Annotated in this window: 18 protein-coding genes; 7 read left to right on the top strand and 11 right to left on the bottom strand. The window is 65.1% G+C overall.

What is annotated here, in order from left to right:
- Positions 1-114 precede the first annotated feature (114 nt).
- Both DC363_RS02785 and DC363_RS02780 read right to left on the bottom strand, forming a co-directional pair.
- On the bottom strand, positions 115-777 hold the full coding sequence (locus DC363_RS02785) for a YiaD family glycine zipper/OmpA-like lipoprotein (protein WP_108639619.1): 663 nt from the start codon (positions 775-777) through the stop codon (positions 115-117).
- A gap of 145 nt (positions 778-922) precedes the next feature.
- A complete protein-coding gene (locus DC363_RS02780; protein WP_108639618.1) occupies positions 923-1,765 on the bottom strand; it encodes a methylated-DNA--[protein]-cysteine S-methyltransferase in 843 nt (280 codons plus the stop codon).
- A gap of 90 nt (positions 1,766-1,855) precedes the next feature.
- Between DC363_RS02780 and nth the strand changes: the two genes are divergently transcribed.
- Both nth and DC363_RS02770 read left to right on the top strand, forming a co-directional pair.
- A complete protein-coding gene (gene nth / locus DC363_RS02775) occupies positions 1,856-2,509 on the top strand; it encodes an endonuclease III (RefSeq protein ID WP_108639617.1) in 654 nt (217 codons plus the stop codon).
- Positions 2,506-3,483: an adenosine kinase gene (locus DC363_RS02770; protein WP_108639616.1), complete on the top strand. Its 978-nt coding sequence runs from the start codon at positions 2,506-2,508 to the stop codon at positions 3,481-3,483. The genes nth and DC363_RS02770 overlap by 4 nt, the downstream gene beginning before the upstream one ends.
- Here DC363_RS02770 and DC363_RS02765 read toward each other — a convergent pair.
- Both DC363_RS02765 and DC363_RS02760 read right to left on the bottom strand, forming a co-directional pair.
- Positions 3,480-4,184, bottom strand: coding sequence for a hypothetical protein (locus tag DC363_RS02765; RefSeq protein ID WP_108639615.1), 705 nt, complete (start codon positions 4,182-4,184; stop codon positions 3,480-3,482). The genes DC363_RS02770 and DC363_RS02765 overlap by 4 nt on opposite strands.
- Positions 4,165-4,983: a sulfotransferase family protein gene (locus tag DC363_RS02760; RefSeq protein WP_108639614.1), complete on the bottom strand. Its 819-nt coding sequence runs from the start codon at positions 4,981-4,983 to the stop codon at positions 4,165-4,167. Before DC363_RS02760 ends, DC363_RS02765 begins: the two co-directional genes overlap by 20 nt.
- 151 nt (positions 4,984-5,134) lie before the next feature.
- Between DC363_RS02760 and DC363_RS02755 the strand changes: the two genes are divergently transcribed.
- The gene (locus DC363_RS02755) at positions 5,135-6,712 is read left to right on the top strand and encodes a DUF5928 domain-containing protein (RefSeq protein WP_108639613.1); all 1,578 of its coding nucleotides are present in this window, start codon (positions 5,135-5,137) and stop codon (positions 6,710-6,712) included.
- Positions 6,713-6,722: 10 nt separating this feature from the next.
- Complete coding sequence (locus tag DC363_RS02750; protein WP_108639612.1) at positions 6,723-7,091, top strand: HIT domain-containing protein; 369 nt, start codon at positions 6,723-6,725, stop codon at positions 7,089-7,091.
- Positions 7,092-7,213: 122 nt separating this feature from the next.
- Here DC363_RS02750 and DC363_RS02745 read toward each other — a convergent pair whose 3' ends face one another.
- Positions 7,214-8,152, bottom strand: coding sequence for an ABC transporter ATP-binding protein (locus DC363_RS02745; protein WP_108639611.1), 939 nt, complete (start codon positions 8,150-8,152; stop codon positions 7,214-7,216).
- Between the two features lie 94 nt (positions 8,153-8,246).
- Between DC363_RS02745 and DC363_RS02740 the strand changes: the two genes are divergently transcribed.
- The 3 genes from DC363_RS02740 (at position 8,247) to DC363_RS02730 (ending at position 11,905) form a co-directional block, all read left to right on the top strand.
- The gene (locus DC363_RS02740; RefSeq protein ID WP_108639610.1) at positions 8,247-8,444 is read left to right on the top strand and encodes a zinc-finger domain-containing protein; all 198 of its coding nucleotides are present in this window, start codon (positions 8,247-8,249) and stop codon (positions 8,442-8,444) included.
- A gap of 112 nt (positions 8,445-8,556) precedes the next feature.
- Positions 8,557-11,349 (top strand): DNA polymerase I, encoded by a 2,793-nt coding sequence (gene polA, locus DC363_RS02735; RefSeq protein WP_108639609.1) that lies wholly within the window; start codon positions 8,557-8,559, stop codon positions 11,347-11,349.
- A 73-nt stretch (positions 11,350-11,422) separates the two neighbouring features.
- Positions 11,423-11,905, top strand: coding sequence for a pyridoxamine 5'-phosphate oxidase family protein (locus DC363_RS02730; protein ID WP_241962902.1), 483 nt, complete (start codon positions 11,423-11,425; stop codon positions 11,903-11,905).
- Between the two features lie 111 nt (positions 11,906-12,016).
- Here DC363_RS02730 and DC363_RS02725 read toward each other — a convergent pair whose 3' ends face one another.
- From DC363_RS02725 to DC363_RS02700, 6 genes are all read right to left on the bottom strand, one after another.
- A complete protein-coding gene (locus DC363_RS02725; protein ID WP_108639608.1) occupies positions 12,017-12,487 on the bottom strand; it encodes an Hsp20 family protein in 471 nt (156 codons plus the stop codon).
- A 203-nt stretch (positions 12,488-12,690) separates the two neighbouring features.
- Positions 12,691-13,497 (bottom strand): trypsin-like serine peptidase, encoded by an 807-nt coding sequence (locus DC363_RS02720; RefSeq protein WP_108639607.1) that lies wholly within the window; start codon positions 13,495-13,497, stop codon positions 12,691-12,693.
- Between the two features lie 3 nt (positions 13,498-13,500).
- Positions 13,501-14,931, bottom strand: a complete 1,431-nt coding sequence (gene glcF / locus DC363_RS02715) for a glycolate oxidase subunit GlcF (protein ID WP_108639606.1) — start codon at positions 14,929-14,931, stop codon at positions 13,501-13,503.
- A gap of 1 nt (position 14,932) precedes the next feature.
- Positions 14,933-16,081: an FAD-binding protein gene (locus tag DC363_RS02710; RefSeq protein ID WP_108639605.1), complete on the bottom strand. Its 1,149-nt coding sequence runs from the start codon at positions 16,079-16,081 to the stop codon at positions 14,933-14,935.
- A 94-nt stretch (positions 16,082-16,175) separates the two neighbouring features.
- A complete protein-coding gene (locus tag DC363_RS02705) occupies positions 16,176-17,615 on the bottom strand; it encodes an FAD-linked oxidase C-terminal domain-containing protein (RefSeq protein WP_108639604.1) in 1,440 nt (479 codons plus the stop codon).
- A 51-nt stretch (positions 17,616-17,666) separates the two neighbouring features.
- A complete protein-coding gene (locus DC363_RS02700; protein ID WP_108639603.1) occupies positions 17,667-19,784 on the bottom strand; it encodes a hypothetical protein in 2,118 nt (705 codons plus the stop codon).
- Positions 19,785-19,786 lie beyond the last annotated feature (2 nt).

The raw sequence follows: 19,786 nt of genomic DNA, 5'->3' as shown, positions 1-19,786 counted from the left end.
ACCTGCGTCGGGTCTTTTTCATTGCGGGGCCCAAAGCGCTCTCCCCCTACCCACAAAAAAGGCCGCGCTCACCGTGAGCGCGGCCTTTCCGCTGTATGCTATTCCGCTGCGGGCTTAGCCGTTCGGCGTGATCGTGATCTCGACCCGACGGTTCTGGGCGCGGCCCTCGGCGGTCAGGTTCGATGCGATCGGCGCGGATTCGCCACGGCCGATGGCACGAACACGGGCAGAGGAGACGCCGGACTGGATCAGCACCGAAGACACGGCCTGCGCACGGCGTGTGGACAGGTCCTGGTTATAGGCGGCAGAACCGGTGCTGTCGGCGTGGCCGATCACGTTCACTGTGGTGTTCGGATAGTTGTTGATCGAGCGGGCCAGCGCGGTCAGGTCGTTGCGCAGCGCACCGGTGAGGTTCGCGCTGTCGGTGGCGAACAGGATGTCCTGCGGCAGCGTCACGATCAGCTGGCTGCCGGTGTTGACGATCTGTGCGTTCGAGCCGAGCTGCGCGCGCAGTTCCGCTTCCTGACGGTCAAGCTGTGCACCGATCAGGCCACCACCGGTCGCACCCAGCAGGGCACCGACGACGGCACCGCGGTTGCGGTCGCGCACGTTGTCGTTGTTGGTGGCCGCACCCAGCACGGCACCGGCGGCAGCGCCGATGGCGGCGCCGGTCTGCGTGTTACGGTTGGGGTTGTTGGGGTCTTGCATGTCGGCACAGGCCGAAAGGACGAGGACACCGGACATTGCGCCAGCGAGGGAAAGTTTGGACAGGTTCATAATTCTCATTCCATTGTTGGGCACCCGTCACAGGTGCACTTGGTGCGGCTTATATCGAACATACCGCCCTGCTATCCAATAACGCAGGCGCATTCGGCTTGGTTCCGCCGACCTGCGCTGATTTTATTGGTTTAATTTTCGAAAGCTAGCCCGCATCTTCCCGCGCGCTTTCCCAAGCGAGCATGGCGCGTTTCACCGGAAGCCCCCAGTGATAGCCCCCCAGCGCGCCGGATTTGCGCAATGCCCGATGGCAGGGAATCAGCCACGACACAGGGTTGCGGCCCACGGCGGTCCCCACGGCCCGCACCGCCTTGGGGTTGCCGATGGCCTGCGCAATCTCGCTATAGGTGGTGACATGGCCCGACGGGATCGCCAGCAAGGCCTCCCACACCTTGAGCTGTAGCGGCGCTCCGATGAGGTAGAGCGGCGCTTTCTCTCCGGTCTGGCGCGCGCCAAAGGCGGTCTCGACCCAGCTCCGCAGCCGCTCGGGCGCCTCCTTGAACGTGGCCTTGGGCCAGCGCCGCACCAGATCCTCCATCGCCGCCGCCCGTCCGGTCTCAGCGGCGAAAGCCAGCCCGCAAATGCCGCGCGCGGTCCCCATAACCAAAGCCTCACCAAAGGGGCTGTCGAACCAGCCCCAGAAGATCTCCAGCCCCGCGCCGCCCTTGGCATAGGTGCCGGGCGACATCGCCTCCCACGTGAGGAACAGATCGTGCAGCCGCCCCGATCCCGACAGGCCCACCGCATCCGCTGTCGCCAGCGTCGTGAACCGGTCCGCCAACAGGGCGCGCGCATGTTCGAGGCGCAGATATTGCTGATACCGCTTCGGCGACACGCCCACCCAGCGCGAAAACACCCGCTGGAAATGCGCGGGCGACATCTCCATCTCGCGGGCCAATGCCTCAAGCGAAAGCGGCGCAGGTGCTGCGTCGATGTGGTCCAGCGCGCGGCGGATGACGTGGTAATGATATCGGTCTGACGGCTCCATGGGGTAAACCTAGCGGCGCGTCAGCCACGGCGCGACCCGAATGTTGCGCATCCCCTTGCCGGGCGGCCCCGTGCGGGGCAAAAGGGCGCCATGGCCAAACTCACCCGACAGTTGGATTATCACGCCATGCGTGAAGTGTTCACCCGCTTCCACGCCACCGATCCCGAACCCTTGGGGGAGTTGGACCACGTCAACGCCTATACGCTGGTCGTGGCGGTCGCGCTCTCGGCGCAGGCCACGGACAAGGGCGTGAACAAGGCCACGGCCGAGCTGTTCAAAATCGCCTATACGCCGCAGCTGATGCTTGAGCTGGGGGAAGAGGGTCTGATCGAGCACATCAAGACCATCGGGCTGTATCGCAACAAGGCCAAGAACGTCATCAAGATGGCGCAGATCCTTGTGGACGACTACGGCGGTGAGGTGCCCAATTCCCGCGCCGCGCTCCAGTCCCTGCCCGGCGTGGGGCGCAAGACGGCGAATGTCGTGCTCAACATGTGGTGGGGTCAGCCCGCGCAGGCGGTGGACACCCATATCTTCCGGCTGGGCAACCGCAGCGGCATCGCGCCGGGCCGCGACGTGGACGCCGTCGAACGCGCGATCGAAGACAACGTCCCCGCCGATTTCCAACTGCACGCGCACCACTGGATGATCCTGCACGGGCGGTATATCTGCGTCGCGCGCAAACCCAAATGTCAGGCCTGCCAGATCCGCGACCTGTGTCTGTACGAGGACAAGACAGAATGACCTACGACGTAATCGGCATCGGCAACGCGGTGGTGGACGTGATCTCGCACGGGAGTGACACGTTTCTCGACCAGATGGGTATCACCAAGGGCATCATGCAACTGATCGAGCGCGACCGCGCCGAGCTGCTCTATGCCGCCATGTCCGACCGGACCGAGGCACCGGGCGGCTCGGTCGGCAACACCATCGCCGGCATCGGAGAGCTGGGCCTGCAGACCGCCTTCATCGGCAAGGTGAAGGACGACGCGCTGGGGCAGTTCTATGCCGATGCACTGGAAAAGGCCGGCACCGCCTTTCCCTTTCCGCCGCAGGACGTGGACCTGCCCACCTCGCGCTCGATGATCTTCGTCAGCCCCGACGGCGAACGCTCGATGAACACCTATCTGGGCGCGGGCGCCGATATTTCCTCGGCCGATGTGCCCGACGTCTTCGGCCCCGGCTTGCTGTTGCTTGAGGGGTATCTGTTCGACAAGGACGAGGGCAAAACCGCCTTTTCCGAAGCCGCCAGCAAGATGAAGGCGGCGGGCGGGCGCTCGGTCATCACGATCTCGGACCCGTTTTGCGCCGAACGGCACCGCGCGGATTTCAAGCGCTTGATCGACAACGACATGGACATCGCCATCGGCAACGCGGAAGAGTGGCTCACCCTGTACGAGACCGACGATCTCGACGCCGCCGTGCGCAAGGCCGCCGAAGTCTGCGAGGTTGTCGCCTGCACCCGTTCGGGCGACTCCGTCTGGATCCAGAACGGATCGCAGCGGTTCACGGCGGAGGTGCAAACCGTGACCCCCGTGGACGCCACAGGCGCGGGCGACCAGTTCGCGGCGGGGTTCCTGTACGGCATCCAGACCGGCGCGGCGCTCGACGTGGCGGCGCAGATGGGCGTGATGTGCGCGGCCGAGGTGATCGGCCACATCGGCCCGCGCCCCGAAGCGAACATGCTGCGCGCCTTCAAGGAAGCCGGTCTGGTCTAGCCGCCCACCGCCGGCACCGTGACCCAGTAGGTGGAGACGCCGCCGGCCTCGCGATCCTCACAGATCATGCGCGCCATGGCGGGCGGGGTCTGGTCCATTTCGAAGCGGGCATAAACGGCGTCGGTCGCGCATTCGCGGGCGAAGTCGATGCTTTCCGGGTCCGGCTCCGCCCCCGGAATCGGGCCGTGCAGCACCGGCAACAGGTCGCGGGTTTGCCGGACCGAAGCAGCAAGCTGGGCGCGCAGGGCGTCAAACCCGATGCGATGGGTCACCTCTTCGCCCTCGACCACCTGCAGGCTGTCTGGGGCGATGCGGGCTAATTGCCAGTCGGTCACCACCGGATCAGCGAGCGGCGCGGCGTTCAGCTCGGCCCGCACCGCATAGGGGTTCACCGCGCCGTCGATCGGGGTGAAGGTCGTCTTGTCGATCTCCGGCTCGCCCAGATGGTGATCGACCACGCGCTCAACCGGCGCCACCGCGCGCAGGCCTCCGTCGGCGCGGTCCACGGTCAGAAGGAATGTGTCCGTCTGCGTCGTGAAGTGAGAGCCGTGGTTGTCGCCGATGGTGCGCAGCACCAGCACCACCTCGTCATTTTGGGCAAACAGCGCGTCGGTGATCCAGACCACCTGCGGCGGCGTGGCAACGGCAGGGGCAGCCAGCAGCCCCAGCGTCAGAATTAAGCTATGCGCCCAGTTTCGCATGAACCTCATCCAGATCAATCTCGCCCACGGGCATCTTGTTGCCCGGATTCTCGAAGTCGTATTTGAACAGCACGAAATCCTTCTTGTAGATTTCATAGACCAGATGTTTCGACAGATCGTCGAAGTAATCCTCGACCGGGTGGGCGCGTTTCGGGCCGTGGCCCTCGCTTTCGTTAAAGCGCGGGATTTTGGCCAGATCGACCTTGTGCGGCGTCTCGATCCCGTCAAGCACCTGCTGCATCCCGTCGTTGAACGCTTCGGTCCAGAAAATCTTGTCGTAGCGCCCGCCGTTGACGATGAAGGTGCTGATGTGGCCGGACTGGGCCGACCAATGGATGTCGGGGTCCATGGGGCGACGGAACTTGATGGTGTCGCGGGCGAACAGCAGGAAGCGGCGGAAGGATTTGATCTGGTCGAACTCGAACCCCGTCTCGGGGTCGCCCACCTCGATCCCGTATTTCTGGATCAGCAGCGGCACAAGGTTGCCGCGGTAGCGTTTGCCGTTGCGCTGGATGCCGCAGATCTTGTCGAAGAACGAACTCAGGATGCGGGTGTAGGGGTTGCGCACACAGGTGAAGGCAAAGCTCTGATGGCCCTTCACATTGGCGCTGATCAGCGGCTGGCTGTCTTCCATCGCCCATTTGTGCATCCCGCCTTGCGCGTCATGGATGTCACCGTCGAAAAATTCGCCGTGATCGGAATAATACATGATCTGACCGATGGTCGAGCAGGCGCACTTCGGCACCACGCGATAGACTACGCTCTCACTCTCGGTCATCCAGGTGCCGGGAAACCCCATATGCTCGTCCTCTTGGTGCGCTGGCCACAGGTTGCGACACGGCTTTTCGCTAAAAAAGCAAAGAATTCGTGTTTATTCAATGTGTCTTCACGTTTACACAGGAAAAACCAAATGATGACAATCGCGTCCCTGGGGGAAGACTGTTTCCGGTATGGCAAAAATCGCCTTTATCCTGCTGTGTCACAAAGACCCCGAAGCGATCGTCCAGCAAGCGCAGCAGTTGACGGCGATGGGCGACTATATCGCCATCCACTTCGACGCCCGCGCCCCGCAAGCGGCCTTCGCCCATATTCGTGAGCATCTGGACGACAACCCCAACGTCACCTTCGCCAAGAAGCGCATCAAATGCGGCTGGGGGGAATGGTCGCTAGTGCAGGCGACGTTGCACGCGGTTGAGGCTGCGGTGGACGCCTTCCCCCGCGCCACGCATTTCTACATGGTCTCGGGCGATTGCATGGCGATCAAGTCGGCGGAGTATGCCAAGACCCTGCTCGACAGCGACGATTGCGACTACATCGAAAGCTTCGATTTCTTCGAGTCCGACTGGATCAAGACCGGCATGAAGGAAGAGCGGCTGATCTACCGCCATTTCTTCAATGAACGGACGCAGAAGACGTTGTTCTACAATGCGTGGTGGCTGCAGCGGAAGCTCAAGCTCGAACGCAAGATCCCGGCCGATCTGCAGATCATGATCGGGTCGCAATGGTGGTGTCTGCGGCGGCGCACCATCGAATGGATCCTCGACATGACGCGCAGCCGCAAAGACGTGATGCGGTTCTTCCGCACCACCTGGATCCCGGACGAGACGTTCTTCCAGACGCTGGTGCGCCATCTTGTGCCAGAGGAGGAAATCCGCACCCGCACGCTGACCTTCCTGATGTTCACCGACTACGGCATGCCGGTGACCTTCTACAACGATCACTACGATCTGCTGCTCAGTCAGGATTTCCTCTTCGCGCGCAAGATCTCCCCCGAGGCGTCGAGCCTGAAAGAGCGTCTGGGCCAGCTCTGGGCTTCGGGCCGTTCGGATTTCAAGATCTCGAACGAAGGCCGCCGGTTGTTCACCTTTCTTACCGGGCGGGGCCGGATCGGCCGCCGCTTCGCCCCCCGCTTCTGGGAATCCGAGGCCACGCTGGGGCGCGAGCGTGAGCTGCTGATCGTCGCTTGCAAGAAATGGCACGTGGCCAAGCGGCTGGTCGGTTCGATCAAGCACCACACGAACATTCCGGCGATCGACTATCTGTTCAACGAAGAGGACACCGACCTGCCCGATCTGGGCGGCATCCAGACCACGCTTGAAAAACGCACCCGCCACCGGCGCGCGCTGATGCGGATGCTGTTCGACTACTACGACACCGACCGGCTGATCATCTGTCTGGACACGGCGAACTTCGACCTGATGCAGGATTTCTTCTCGGACCGATCCACGACGCGCCTGCTTGAGCTGGAGTGTGAATTTTCCGACGACTACCTGATCGGCCACGCCAAGCGGGTGGGTCTTGCCGGGGAACAAACGGGCGACGAGACGATGCAGCAGCTCTTGCCCACGATCCGCTATGACGTGATCTACGAATCCGACCGCATCCGCGACGCGGGCTTCGCCCATCACGGGCGGCTGCACGAAAGCAACAGCCCCGATGAGAACACGCCGCCTATTGCGCAATTCCTCAGCGTGACCGAAGATGTGGCCCGCAGCATCGCCCAGACCCCCTATTTGTTCGCAGACTAAGGAGCCGCCCGTGCAGTTCGACTACGACGACCAGAATATCTTCGCCAAGATCCTGCGGGGGGAGATCCCCAACCAGACCGTGTTCGAGAACGATCACGCCCTGGCGTTCCGCGACATCAACGAACAGGCGCCCGTGCATGTGCTGGTGATCCCCAAGGGCCCCTATGTGAGCCTGGACCACTTCGCCCGCGACGCCACCGCCGCCGAGCAGATCGCGTTCTTCGATGCGGTGGCCGAAGTCTGCCGGATCGAACAGGTCGACACCGGCTTCCGCGCCATCGCCAACGCCCGCGCCGATGGCGTGCAAGAGGTGCCGCATTTCCACCTGCACATTCTGGGCGGGCGCAACATGGGGCGGATGCTCGAACCGGCGACCTGAGGGCGAAGGGCGAGCGTGAACCGGCCTTAGGAAGGGGGGCGCTGCCCCCCGGCCTGCGGCCGCCCCCCGGGATATTTCTGAAGCAAAGATAAGGGGGGCGGTGCGCTTGATCGTGGGCTGCGTCAGGCGCGGGTGAGGTCGAGGAAGACGTCCTCAAGATCGGGTTCTTCCGTGCGCACGTCCTTGATCGTCAGCCCCGCCGCCGAGACGAGGTTGAGCACTTCGTCCGCGCGGGTCTGCGAGGTCTTGTAGGTGAAGGCCAGCGTGCCGTCGGGCCGTTGCACCCCGTCGATGCCTGCGGGCAGGGCGGGCAGGGCGGCGCCTCCGTCGGGGGTGATCACCATGGTCTTGGTCTCAAGCTGGCCCAGCAGGTTGGCGGTGGTGTCATTGGCGATCACCGTGCCGTGGTTGATGATGGCGATCTGGTCGCACATCTGCTCGGCCTCTTCGAGGTAGTGGGTCGTGAGGATAATGGTCATCCCCTCTTCGTTGAGGCGGCGCACGTTGTCCCAAAGCTGGTTGCGCAACTCGATGTCAACGCCGGCGGTGGGCTCGTCCAGCACCAGAATCTGCGGGCTGTGGACCAGCGCCTTGCCCAGCAGCAGCCGCCGCCGCATCCCGCCCGAGAGCGAGCGGGCATAGGCTTCGGCCTTGTCGCTGAGCCCTGTAAGCTCCAACAGCTCTTCGGTGCGGCGCTGGGATTTCGGCACCCCGTACAGCCCCGCCTGCACGTCGAGCGACCCGCGCGGCGTGAAGAAGGGATCAAGGTTGGGCTCTTGCGGCATGATGCCGATGGCCGCGCGGGACTGGCGCGGGTTCTCGTCCTGATCGAAGCCCCAGATGCGCACCTGTCCGGCGGATTTGTTCACCAGACCCGCAAGGATGTTGATCAGAGTCGATTTGCCCGCGCCGTTCGGCCCCAGAAGCCCGAAGATCGATCCGCGGGGCACCGCCAGATCGACGCCTTTCAGCGCCTCTTTCGCGGGGCTGCGTTTGCTGGCCGCATAGGTTTTGCGCAGGCCCGTGATCTCAAGGGCGTTGGCTTGGTCCGTTTGTGTCACGCGCTGTGTTTCCCGTCTTGTTCGTCTGGCGGCAATCGCTAGAATGCGACCCCGTAACAGGCACCTAGCGTGTCCCCAGAGCAGAGGCAAATTTATGACCCTTCCGGCGCCAGAAACCAAGACCGTCCGCCAGCTTCGCGTGGCCTGCGACGGGGGCGAGGGCGCGTTGGGTCATCCCCGCGTCTGGCTTCAGATCCCGCTGGAACAGGGCTGGGTCGAATGCTCCTACTGCGACGCGCGCTATGTGCTCGACACCGGCCTGCCCGAAGCGGTGGCCGAGGACGAGGTCTAGCGCGCCTTGCCGTGACGTAGCTGTGCCGCCGCACGGCCAATTGACCTGCCTGCACCTTTTCTATCGCCGCCAATCGTGGCACATCTGACGGGTCTGTAAGCGGGGTATCCACATGGCATTCGGCAAAGGTTGTCACCTTCACCTGATCGACGGATCGGCGTTCATCTTTCGCGCCTATCACGCACTGCCGCCGCTGACGCGCAAGTCGGATGGCTTGCCCATCGGCGCGGTTTCGGGGTTCTGCAACATGCTGCAACGCTATGTCGAAGGCAACGTCGGCAGCGACGTGACCCATGTGGCGGTGATCTTCGACAAGGGCAGCCACACCTTCCGCAACGAGCTTTACGATCAATACAAGGCCAACCGCGACGCCATGCCCGAGGATCTGCGCCCGCAGATCCCCCTCACGCGGGAGGCGACCCGCGCCTTCAACATCGCTTGTGAAGAGATCGAGGGTTTCGAGGCCGACGACATCATCGCCACCCTTGCGCGCCAGGCGCGGGAGGCGGGCGGCGCTTGCACGATCATCTCTTCGGACAAGGACCTGATGCAGCTCGTGGGCGACGGTGTGGTGATGATGGACGCCATGAAGGGCAACCGCGTCATCGACAGCGAGGGCGTGGAAGAGAAATTCGGCGTCGGCCCGAAACAGGTGGTCGATGTGCAGGCGCTGGCGGGCGACTCGGTGGACAACGTGCCCGGCGCGCCCGGCATCGGGATCAAGACAGCGGCGTTGCTGATCAATGAATACGGCACGCTGGAAGAGCTTCTGGACCGCGCCGAGGAGATCAAGCAGCCCAGGCGCCGCCAGACGTTGATCGAGCATCGCGAACAGATCGAGCTGTCCAAAAAGCTCGTGACGCTGGACGAGAACATGGAGCTGCCCTTCACGCTGGACGATCTTGAGGCGAAGGACCCCGATCCGGAGGAATTGCTCGCCTTTCTGACGGAGATGGAATTCCGCACCATCGTCAAGCGCATCTCCGACAAGCTGGGCGTCGAGCCGCCGGCGATCGAGGCGGCCGCGCCGGCCGCAGCCGACCCTGCGCCCGAGATGCCGCCCTTCGATGCGGAGCGATACGAATGGGTCAAGGACGCCGCCGCGTTGCAGGTCTGGCTCGACCGGATCTACGAGCGCGGCTACGTGGCCGTGGACACGGAAACCACGGGCCTTAACGAAATGCGCGCCGATCTGGTGGGCGTGTCGCTTTGTGTCGAACCGGGGCAAGCCTGCTACATTCCACTGACCCACAAGGGGGGCGCGGCGGATGATCTGTTCGGCGACGACAGTCTGGCCGAGGGGCAGATGCCGCTGAACGCCGCGCTCGATCTGCTCAGGCCCATGCTCGAGGATCCCAGCATCCTCAAGATCGGGCAGAACATGAAATACGACGCCAAGATATTCGCCCGCAACGGCATCGCGCTGGCCCCGATCGACGACACCATGTTGATGAGCTACGCGATGAACGCGGGCCTGCACAATCACGGGATGGACCAGCTGTCCGAGCGCTATCTGGGTCACAACCCGATCGAGATCAAATCCCTCTTGGGCACGGGCAAAAGCGCCAAGACCTTTGACCGCGTGCCCGTTGAGGATGCGGTGAAATATGCCTCTGAGGATGCGGACATCACCCTACGGCTCTGGCAGACCTTCAAGCCGCAACTGCATCGCAAGCGGGTGACGACGGTCTATGAAACGCTGGAACGGCCCTTGGTGCCGGTGCTGGCGAAAATGGAAATGTCGGGCATCAAGGTCGACCGGGATACGCTCTCGCGCATGTCGAACGCCTTCAGCCAGAAGATGGCGGCGTTGGAAGATGAACTCTACGAACTTGCGGGCGGCAAATTCAACGTGGGCTCGCCCGCGCAGGTGGGTGAGATCCTGTTCGACAAGATGGGGCTTGAAGGCGGCAAGAAGGGCAAGACGGGGAAGTATTCCACCGGCGCGGATATCCTCGAAGACCTTGCCACCCTGCACGACTTCCCCGGTCGCGTGCTGGACTGGCGGCAGCTCAGCAAGCTGAAATCGACCTATACCGACGCGCTACAGACCCACATCAACGCAGAGACGGGCCGCGTGCACACCTGCTATTCGATCACCGGCGCGAACACGGGCCGCCTGTCCTCGACCGAGCCGAACCTGCAAAACATCCCGATCCGCACCGAAGAGGGCCGCCGCATCCGCGAGGCGTTCATCGCCGAAGAGGGCAAGGTGTTGGTCGCGCTGGATTATTCCCAGATCGAGCTGCGCATTCTGGCGCATATCGCGCAGATCGACGCGCTGAAACAGGCCTTCCGCGACGGGCTGGACATTCACGCGATGACCGCGTCCGAGATGTTCAACGTGCCGCTGGACGAGATGACGCCCGAGGTGCGCCGGCAGGCCAAGGCGATCAACTTCGGGGTGATCTACGGCATTTCCGGCTTCGGGCTCGCCCGCAACCTGCGGATCCCGCGGGACGAGGCGCAAGGCTTCATCGACCGCTATTTCGAGCGCTTCCCCGGCATTCGCAAATACATGGACGAGACCATCGCCTTCGCCAAGGAACACGGCCGCGTCGAAACCCTGTTCGGGCGGCGCATCAACACGCCCGAGATCAACGCCAAGGGGCCGGGTGCGGGATTTGCCAAGCGCGCGGCGATCAACGCGCCGATCCAGGGCACCGCGGCGGATGTGATCCGCCGGGCGATGATCCGCATGGACGACGCGATCCGCGATCTTCCCGCGCGGATGCTGTTGCAGGTGCACGATGAACTGGTGTTCGAGGTCGACAAGGCCGCGGCCGACGACCTGATCGGCGTCGCGCGTGAGGTGATGGAGGGGGCCGCCCATCCGGCGGTGCGCTTTGACGTGCCGCTGGTGGTGGACGCGGGCATCGGCGACACCTGGGCCGAGGCCCACTGATCGGCGCTGTGCACGGAACCTGCCCCTGTCCTCACACGTTGGCTTGCTGACCAATGAGGAAAGGAAAACAGCCGTGAAAGACGCTAAATCAGAATTCTGGGACGCCATGGAAGACATCTCGGAAGGGATGCTCGGGCTTGAGGGCGAATTCCTCATCCCGATGACGCCGAAGGTGCGCGACGATGTGAAGGACGGCACCATCTGGTTCATCACCGCCGAGGGCACCGACCTGCAAAAAGCCGTCGCCGCCGGGCCGAAAGCCGCGCGGCTGGTCGTCTCGGACCGAGGCGAAGGGCTGTGGGCCGACATCAAGGGCACGCTGGCACAGATCACCAGTCAGGACGTCGTCGACGACGTTTGGAGCGCGATGACCGGCGCGTGGTTCGAGGATGGCAAGCGCGACGACGACGTGCGCCTGATGTCCTTCACCCCCAGCGAGGCCGAAGCCACGATCAGCGACGACAACGCGTTGGAGTTCTTCTACAAGATCGCCAAGGCCAAGATTACCGGCGACACGCCCGACAACGTCGGCTGGCAGGGCAAGATCACGTTCTAGCGAACGCATGGTGGCGCAGCGCCTGACGCGCGCGCCGCCCTTACAACCCTACGTGCAAACAAAAAAGGGCGCCCAACCGGGCGCCCATGCGTCGTTCGGACCCGGGGTCCGTTAGTTGACCTTCTCGGCCTCGATCACGTCCTGCTCGATCTTCGGAGCGGTCGCGATTTCGATGGTGCGGGGCTTGAGCGCCTCGGGCACCTCGCGGACAAGGTCAATGTGCAACATGCCGTTTTCGTGGGCCGCGCCCGTCACCTTCACGTGGTCGGCCAGATGGAACCGGCGATTGAACGCGCGGGTGGCGATGCCACGGTGCAGATAGGTGCGCTCACCATCATCGGTTTCGGCTTTGTTGGCGCTGACGAACAGCGCATGTTCCCGCACTTCGACCTGAAGATCCTCGGGCGAGAATCCGGCAACGGCGATGGAAATGCGCCAGCTGTCGTCATCGGTCTTTTCGATGTTGTAAGGCGGGTAGCTTTGCGTGTTGGTGTCGTTCGCCATGATGCGGTCCATCAGGTCGGTCAACTGGTCAAAGCCAACGGTTGCACGATGCAAGGGTGCAAGATCAAAGGTTCGCATGGGTATCCTCCATTGAGCGATCATACGTATGTTAAGCCTTCCCGAACGGGCAAGGCGGGTGTCATCGGGCCCCAGTCAGGCATCCCGATGACAGATATCTGGGGTGCGGGTTTTGTGGTTTCAAGGGGGGAATGGGGGCGCTGCCCCCGTCGCTGGCGCGACTCCCCCTGGATATTTGTGAAGCAAAGAGGAACGGGAGTCGGTCAGGGGCGGACGAAGCGGGCTCCGGTGTCGGCGCGCTCGCCCTGACGGATGATGCGCGCGGTGGCGGGGGGGGTGGCGAAAAACCCGCGCCCCTGTTCCAGCGCCAGCCGCAGGGTCGCGATGGGCGCGGCAAGGTTCATCCCCAGCGCCATCGGTTCGCCGTCGATATCGGCCATGGCCGAGATCACGGACACAAGTCGTGGCACGCCGGCCTCGTCGCGGAACACCGGAGAGCCGGAGGCGCCGAAATCCACGTCGCAATCCATGATGAGCACGCCCTGCTGCTCACCGATCACGTTGCAGACCTCTTGCAGGGACGGCGCGCTTTCGCGGTCCTTGGCGTAGGACACGACCGAGATTTCCGAACCGCGCCGCAAAGCGCTCGAGACCTCGAAAGGGCGTACGCGGCCGGTGCGGATCGGATGGTCCAGTTGCAGCAGCGCCACGTCAAAGCGCACCTGATCGGCGGTCGCGGCGCCTGTGTTGCCATAGGAGGGATGCACCACCGCCGCGCGCACGCGCCGCGTCGCCTCGGCCCGGCCATCGCGCAGGCCCGCCAGAAAGGCGATGCGCGCGGGATCGACCGCGTCGCCGCCCATCCGGTCATACATGCAATGGGCCGCCGTCAGCACCAGATCGGGGGCGATCAGCGCGCCGGTGCAAAAGCCTTTGCCGTCGATGTCGAGCCGGCCCACGCCCTCCCACCCGCGGGCGTCATGGCCCGTGGCCAGCGTTTGCAGGTCCGTGGTCTGGGCAGAGAGGGTCGATGCGGCCCAGACGATGAGAAAGGCAAGAAATTTGCGCATGGTTTACCGGCTTGTTTCGCGCAGGCTACCAGCGGCATCGGGCGCAATTGTGGCACGCGCGCGTAAATTCGGCACCCCCGGCGGTGCGTCCAACGCAGGCGGGCGCGGGCCGCCGGTGGCCCAGTCCAGCAGTTCGACCGTGTGGACAATGGGAACCTGCGTCGCCTGGCCGATCTGCATCATGCAGCCGATGTTGCCTGCCGCGATCACGTCTGGCCGGACCGCTTCAAGGGTCTGCACCTTGCGGTCCTGCAACTGCGCGGAAATCTCAGGCTGCAACAGGTTGTAGGTTCCGGCCGAGCCGCAGCACAGGTGGCTGTCGGCGGGCTCCACCACCCGGAACCCGGCGCGGGTCAGCAGCTCTTTCGGGGCGGCCTTGATCTGTTGACCGTGCTGCAGCGAACAGGCCGCGTGATAGGCCACGGTGAGCGGGCCGGTGCCCGTGGGCGGAATGGCCACCGCATCGGTGCCTGCCAGATCGGAGCGGGCCGTGTTGGCGGTGAAGGCCGCAGCGCCCTCGGGCAGCAGCTCAAGGAGCACTTCGCTCACGTCCTTGGCCCGCGCTGCGACCTGCGCGGCCTCCTCGGCCAGATCGGTGTCGCGGAATATGTGGCCATAGTCCTTCACCGTCGTGCCGCAGCCGCTGGTGTTGATGACGATGGCGTCCAGCCCGCCGCCCGCAATCTCGCGCGTCCAGGCGCGGATGTTTCGGGCAGCGGCGGCGTGGCTTTCCTCGGTCTTGCCCATGTGATGGGTCAGCGCCCCGCAGCAGCCCGCACCGTCGGCCACCACCACCTCGGCCCCCAGCCGAGTCAGCAGCCGGATCGTCGCATCGTTGATATCGGTGTTGAGCGCTTTCTGCGCGCAGCCGGTCATCAGCGCCACCCGCAGCTTTCTGTTGCGCGCCGTGAATACCTGCGGATCATCGTTGCGCGACACCGGCGGGATGCGTTTTGGCGCCATCCGCAGCATTGCCCGCAGTCGTGCGTCGGGGATCAGCGGCGCAAAGGGCCGCCCGATCTTTGCCGCCAGCAGCGCCACACGGAACCGCATCGGATAGGGCAGAATCTTCGCCAACATCCACCGCAGCGCACGCTCCCCTGCGGGGCGTGTGTAGGTCGCTTCAATATAGGCGCGGGCGTGGTCGACCAGATGCATGTAATGCACGCCCGAAGGGCAGGTCGTCATGCAAGCAAGGCAGGACAGGCAGCGGTCGATGTGCTGCACGGTCTTGGCGTCGGGCACGCGCTCGTTCTCGAGCATGTCCTTGATCAGGTAAATCCGCCCCCGCGGGCTGTCCAATTCGTCGCCCAGCACCTGATAGGTCGGGCAGGTGGCGGTGCAAAAGCCACAATGGACGCAGGCGCGCAGGATTTCGTTCGCGCGGGCGGTGGCGGGATCTTGCAATTGGGCGTCGGTAAAATCTGTCTGCATGTCAGGCCCCCATCAGGCCGGGGTTCAGGATACCGCGCGGATCGAAGCGTGCGCGCAGACCCGACGAAAGCGTCGCCAGCGTGGCCGGTTCGGGCTGGAACACCGGCACCGCGCGGCGCAGATGAGCGGACGCTTTGATCACCGTCACATGGCCACCGACGCTGGCGCAATGGGCGCGCAGATCATCAATCAGCCCAACGCAATCCCTGTCCGGGGCCGACGTGCCGATCCAGAGCAAGCCGCCGCCCCAGTCGGTCTGCACCGCCGCACCGTCCGTGCGTGCGGCCTCCACGACCGCCTGCACCCCCGGTCCGTCCGAAGGTTTCACCGAGACCCGCAGGACAGTGTCGTGCGACGCCAGCGCCACCACATCCTGCAGCTCGGTCCAGAGCGCCGCCGAAGCCGCCGCATCCAAAACCTCCGCAGCGCCGAAGTCCGCCAGCACGCGCTGCAAAGCATCCACACGGTAGGCGACCGAGTCTGCGAACCCTTCAAGGCGCAGGCAGACCGCGCCGCTGACCTGCGTTGCCGCGCCCGTCACCTCGTAGGGCGAGCCGAGTGCTGCCGCCATTGCCGCCACCGCACGCGTCGGGTCCAGCCCGCGCAGCACCAGCGTCGCGCAGGTCTCCGGGCGCGGCAAAACCTTGAACGAAACCTCGGTCAGCACCCCCAACGTCCCGTAGGCACCGGTCATCAGTTTCACCAGATCGTAGCCGGTAACGTTCTTCATCACCCGCCCGCCGTTCTTGAGGATCGTGCCGTTGCCGTCCACGAAACGCACCCCCAGCATGTGATCCCGGCAGGCCCCGACCCAGATGCGCCGTGGCCCGCTGACATTGCCCGCGACAACGCCGCCGATGGTGGGCGCGCCGCGGGTGCCCAACAGCTTGCGATGATCCATCGGCTCGAACGCCAGTCGTTGATTTTGCTCGGCCAAGGCGGCCTCGATCTCGGCCAGCGGCGTGCCCGCGCGCACCACCAGCGTCAGGGCGGCGGGTTCATAAAGCGTGATGCCGCTGAGGCCGCCCGTCTCCAGCACAGCCCCCTCGACCGGCGCGCCGATCGGACGGGTGCCGCCGCCGGTGATCCGCAACGGCCCCGGCGCGGCCCGGATAACCTCGGCCAGATCTGTTTCGCTCTCGGGTCTCATCCGCTCATCTTTGCTTCATAAATATCCCGGGGGAGTCGCGCCTGCGCGACGGGGGCTGGCCCCCTGCGGCGCTTGCGACCATGCGCCGCCCGCCTCACTCTGCCGCCATCCGGCGCCCGGCGCTGCAGGCCAGCGGAAACACTTTCGCCGGGTTCAGCAGCCAGGCCGGGTCGAAAACGTCCTTCACCGCCATCTGTGCCTCCAGATCTTCAGGCGCATATTGATGCAGCATCAGATCGCGCTTCTCGACGCCGACCCCATGTTCTCCGGTCAGGCAGCCCCCCGCATCGACGCAGAGCTTGAGGATGTCCGCGCCCATCGCCTCGCACCGGTCCAGATCGCCGGGTTTGTTCGCGTCGTAGCAGATCAGCGGGTGCATGTTGCCGTCGCCCGCGTGGAAGACGTTGCCCACCTGCAACCCGTAGTGCTCGGACAGCTCGCCGATCCGGCGCAGCACCATCGGCAGCGACGATACGGGGATCGTGCCGTCCAGACACATGTAATCGGCAATTTGCCCCAAAGCCCCGAAGGCGGACTTGCGCCCCAGCCAGATGCGCGCGGCCTCTGCCTCGGTCCGGGCCTCGCGCAGCTCGACCGGATCGTGCCGCCGGGCAATATCGAGGATCAGCGCAAGCTGCGCGTCGATCTCGGCTGGTGAGCCTTCGACCTCGACGATGAGCAAAGCCTCGCAATCGGGATAGCCCGCGCCGGAAAACCGGTCCGTCGTCTCGATGCACAGCCGGTCCATGAACTCGATCGCCACGGGCAGAACCCCCGCCTTGATGATGTCAGCCACGCAGGCCCCGGCCACGGCGTTGTCGTTGAACCCCATGAGCACCGGGCGCGCGCCTTCGGGCTTGTGCAGGATGCGCAGGGTGGCTTCGGTCACCACGCCCAACTGCCCTTCGGAGCCACAGATCACCCCCAGAAGGTCCAGCCCGCCCGCGTCCAGATGCGCGCCGCCGATCTCGGTCACGGTGCCATCCATCAGCACCATCGTGACGCCCAGAAGGTTGTTCGTCGTCACCCCGTATTTCAGGCAATGCGCCCCGCCGGAGTTCATCGCGATGTTGCCCGCGATGGCACAGGCCAGCTGGCTCGACGGATCGGGGGCGTAGAAATACCCCGCCGCCTCAACCGCGCCGGTGACGCTCAGGTTGGTGCGCCCGGCGCCGACGCGAATGTAGCGGTCGGCGTAGTTTGTTTCGATCACCGCCGTCAGCCGCGCGGTGCCCAAGATCACGCAATCCGCCGTGGGCAGCGACCCGCCCGCAAGCGAGGTGCCCGCTCCGCGCGGCACCACCGGCACGCCCAACTCGTGACAGATTTTCAGCACCGCCGCGACCTCATCGGTGGAGGCCGGAAGCACCGCACAGAGCGGCGGGCACCGGTAAGCGGTGAGCGCGTCACACTCATAGGCGCGCACCTCGGCGGGCGTATGGATCACCGCGCCCGTGGGCAGCACCGACTGCAGACGGGCCACGATCTGCGCCTTGCGCGACAGCACCGTGGTATCCGGTTCCGGCATCTCCATGTTGCGCCTCCCTCAGCTTGCGACAGCAATAGAACCTCTGCCGCGCGAAGTCTATCGACCCCGGGTCGCGCCCGCATCGCGCAAGCGGGGGGAGCGGCGGCCCTCGAACAACCACGCCCCGATCACCAGCGCACCCGCCAGCAGCAGCGCGAGCCATTCGGGCAGCAGTGGCAGAACGCGCACGTCCACCGTGCGATAGGCGTCGCGCGGGGTGAGGCCGATCCAGCCGCGCCCGGCGGCGGGGCGGCCCGCCCGCACCGCGCGCAGACTTGGCAGACCCTCTTCGATCCGCACCACGGCGCCATTGGTTTGCGCCACCACAGCGTCCAAAGTCTCGCCGGTGGCAATGGTCTGCTCGAACTCGCGCGGGGCGGCGGGGCCAAGGGCGATCACCGTCTCGACCTCGCCTTCGCGCAACCGGTAGAGGCCGACCTCCGGTGCCTCCCAGGTCAAGGCGTGCCGCCCCGGTGCCACCTCGTCCAGCGTGACGCTGCTTTCGGTCCCGTCCGGGTGGGTGATCGTCACCGCGCCGACGCTGTCTTGCAAGGTGCGACGCAGGATGCGCATGGTCAGGCCAGTGGGCTCGACCGTCAGCGTCTCTTCCTCAAGCTCCGGTTCTTTCATCATCCAGTGGGCCAGCCGGCGCAGCAGTTCGAGCTGCGGGCCGCCCCCCTCGAACCCGCGATCCCAAAGCCAGGCATGGTCCGAGGCCAGCAGCGCCACGCGCCCCTCGTCCACCCTCTCGAGCATCAGCAGTGGCTGGGCGTCGATCCCGGACATGACGACATCGGAGCCAGCCGAGGGCTCCACGTCGATCTGGCGCAACCAGCGGCCCCAGCCGGGGCCTTCGCCGTCCTCGTCCACAGTGCGTCCGCTGACCTGGTCCAACCCTTCGGTCACCGGATGCCGCTGGCCCAGCTCGGTGATCTGCGGCGTGAACCCTTCCTCATAGACCCGCGCGGTGGGCGCGCCGGGCAGGACCGCCCCGAGGGGCGAGCGATAGAGACTGTCGGCGCTGGCATAATCCGGCCCGGCCGAGACCAGCACAGCCCCGCCCGCGCGCACATAATCCGCCACGCTTTCAAGATAGAGCGACGGCAGAATGCCGCGCCGTTTGTAGCGGTCGAAGATGATCAAATCGAACTCGTCCACCTTCTCCAAAAACAGCTCGCGCGTGGGGAAAGCGATGAGCGACAATTCGTTCACCGGCACCCCGTCCTGCTTTTCCGGCGGGCGCAGGATTGTGAAGTGGACCAGGTCCACCGCCCGGTCGGACTTGAGCAGATTGCGCCATGTGCGCTCACCTGCGTGGGGTTCGCCGCTGACCAGAAGCACCCGCAGCCGGTCGCGCACCCCGTTGATCTGGATCACCGCGTCGTTGTTGCGGTCGGTCAATTCGCCTACTTGCGCAGGCGTGCTGAACTGCAACACGTTCAGCCCGCCGTGGGGCAGGTCGATGGGCAGCTCCACATCCCGGTTCACCGGCATCTGGAACGCCAGCGGCGGGCCGCCGTCGATGGCGATGCCCAGATCGACGAAGCGCGTCTCGGGGGCGGCGCCCTGATCCTCGATCCGCAGGGTCAGGGACACCGGCTCACCCAGAATGGCGAAAGCGGGGGCGTTCTTGACCACCAGCCGGCGGTCCCAATCGCCGTCGCGGCCGCTGAGCAGGACGTGCAGCGGCGCGGGCAGGCGGGCGGGGGCGGCGCTCATGTCATGGACGCGCCCGTCGGTGATCAGCACCATACCCGCGATCCGCGCCTGCGGCTCTTCGGCCAGCGCCCCCGACAGGGCGGTCATCAGTTCGGTTCCGGCGTTGTCCGCACCGTCGCCCAACATCACCTCGCGCAGCTCCGTATCCGGGCGCGCGGCGACCTCGGCCCGCAGATGCTCCAGCGCCGCCGCCGATTGCGCGCCACGATCCGACAGACGCTGGCTGGCGCTTTCATCGACCACGGCGATCACGATATCCGACAACCGGTCGCGCTCATCCCGCTGCAGCGACGGGTTGGCCATGGCGCCGAGGATCACCAGCGCCGCCAGCGCCCGCAGCGCCCAGCCCGACAACCGCCGCCAGACCGCCACGACCAGCCCGACCAAGGCCAGCGCCGCCAGTCCGTAAAGCACCATCCACGGCACCAGCGGATCAAGAATAACCTGTCCGATCATCG

The organism is Thalassorhabdomicrobium marinisediminis, from assembly GCF_003072065.1.
GTDB lineage: Bacteria > Pseudomonadota > Alphaproteobacteria > Rhodobacterales > Rhodobacteraceae > Octadecabacter > Octadecabacter marinisediminis.
Note: the sequence above shows the minus strand (reverse complement) of the source record. Positions and strands in the feature narration are given on the sequence as shown.

Bases quoted from the DNA above. Each gene is read 5' to 3' on its own strand.
- DC363_RS02785 (WP_108639619.1), bottom strand. From the start codon at position 777: ATGAACCTGTCCAAACTTTCCCTCGCTGGCGCAATGTCCGGTGTCCTC.
- DC363_RS02780 (WP_108639618.1), bottom strand. From the start codon at position 1,765: ATGGAGCCGTCAGACCGATATCATTACCACGTCATCCGCCGCGCGCTG.
- nth (WP_108639617.1), top strand. From the start codon at position 1,856: ATGGCCAAACTCACCCGACAGTTGGATTATCACGCCATGCGTGAAGTG.
- DC363_RS02770 (WP_108639616.1), top strand. From the start codon at position 2,506: ATGACCTACGACGTAATCGGCATCGGCAACGCGGTGGTGGACGTGATC.
- DC363_RS02765 (WP_108639615.1), bottom strand. From the start codon at position 4,184: ATGCGAAACTGGGCGCATAGCTTAATTCTGACGCTGGGGCTGCTGGCT.
- DC363_RS02760 (WP_108639614.1), bottom strand. From the start codon at position 4,983: ATGGGGTTTCCCGGCACCTGGATGACCGAGAGTGAGAGCGTAGTCTAT.
- DC363_RS02755 (WP_108639613.1), top strand. From the start codon at position 5,135: ATGGCAAAAATCGCCTTTATCCTGCTGTGTCACAAAGACCCCGAAGCG.
- DC363_RS02740 (WP_108639610.1), top strand. From the start codon at position 8,247: ATGACCCTTCCGGCGCCAGAAACCAAGACCGTCCGCCAGCTTCGCGTG.
- polA (WP_108639609.1), top strand. From the start codon at position 8,557: ATGGCATTCGGCAAAGGTTGTCACCTTCACCTGATCGACGGATCGGCG.
- DC363_RS02725 (WP_108639608.1), bottom strand. From the start codon at position 12,487: ATGCGAACCTTTGATCTTGCACCCTTGCATCGTGCAACCGTTGGCTTT.
- DC363_RS02720 (WP_108639607.1), bottom strand. From the start codon at position 13,497: ATGCGCAAATTTCTTGCCTTTCTCATCGTCTGGGCCGCATCGACCCTC.
- glcF (WP_108639606.1), bottom strand. From the start codon at position 14,931: ATGCAGACAGATTTTACCGACGCCCAATTGCAAGATCCCGCCACCGCC.
- DC363_RS02710 (WP_108639605.1), bottom strand. From the start codon at position 16,081: ATGAGACCCGAGAGCGAAACAGATCTGGCCGAGGTTATCCGGGCCGCG.
- DC363_RS02705 (WP_108639604.1), bottom strand. From the start codon at position 17,615: ATGGAGATGCCGGAACCGGATACCACGGTGCTGTCGCGCAAGGCGCAG.
- DC363_RS02700 (WP_108639603.1), bottom strand. From the start codon at position 19,784: ATGATCGGACAGGTTATTCTTGATCCGCTGGTGCCGTGGATGGTGCTT.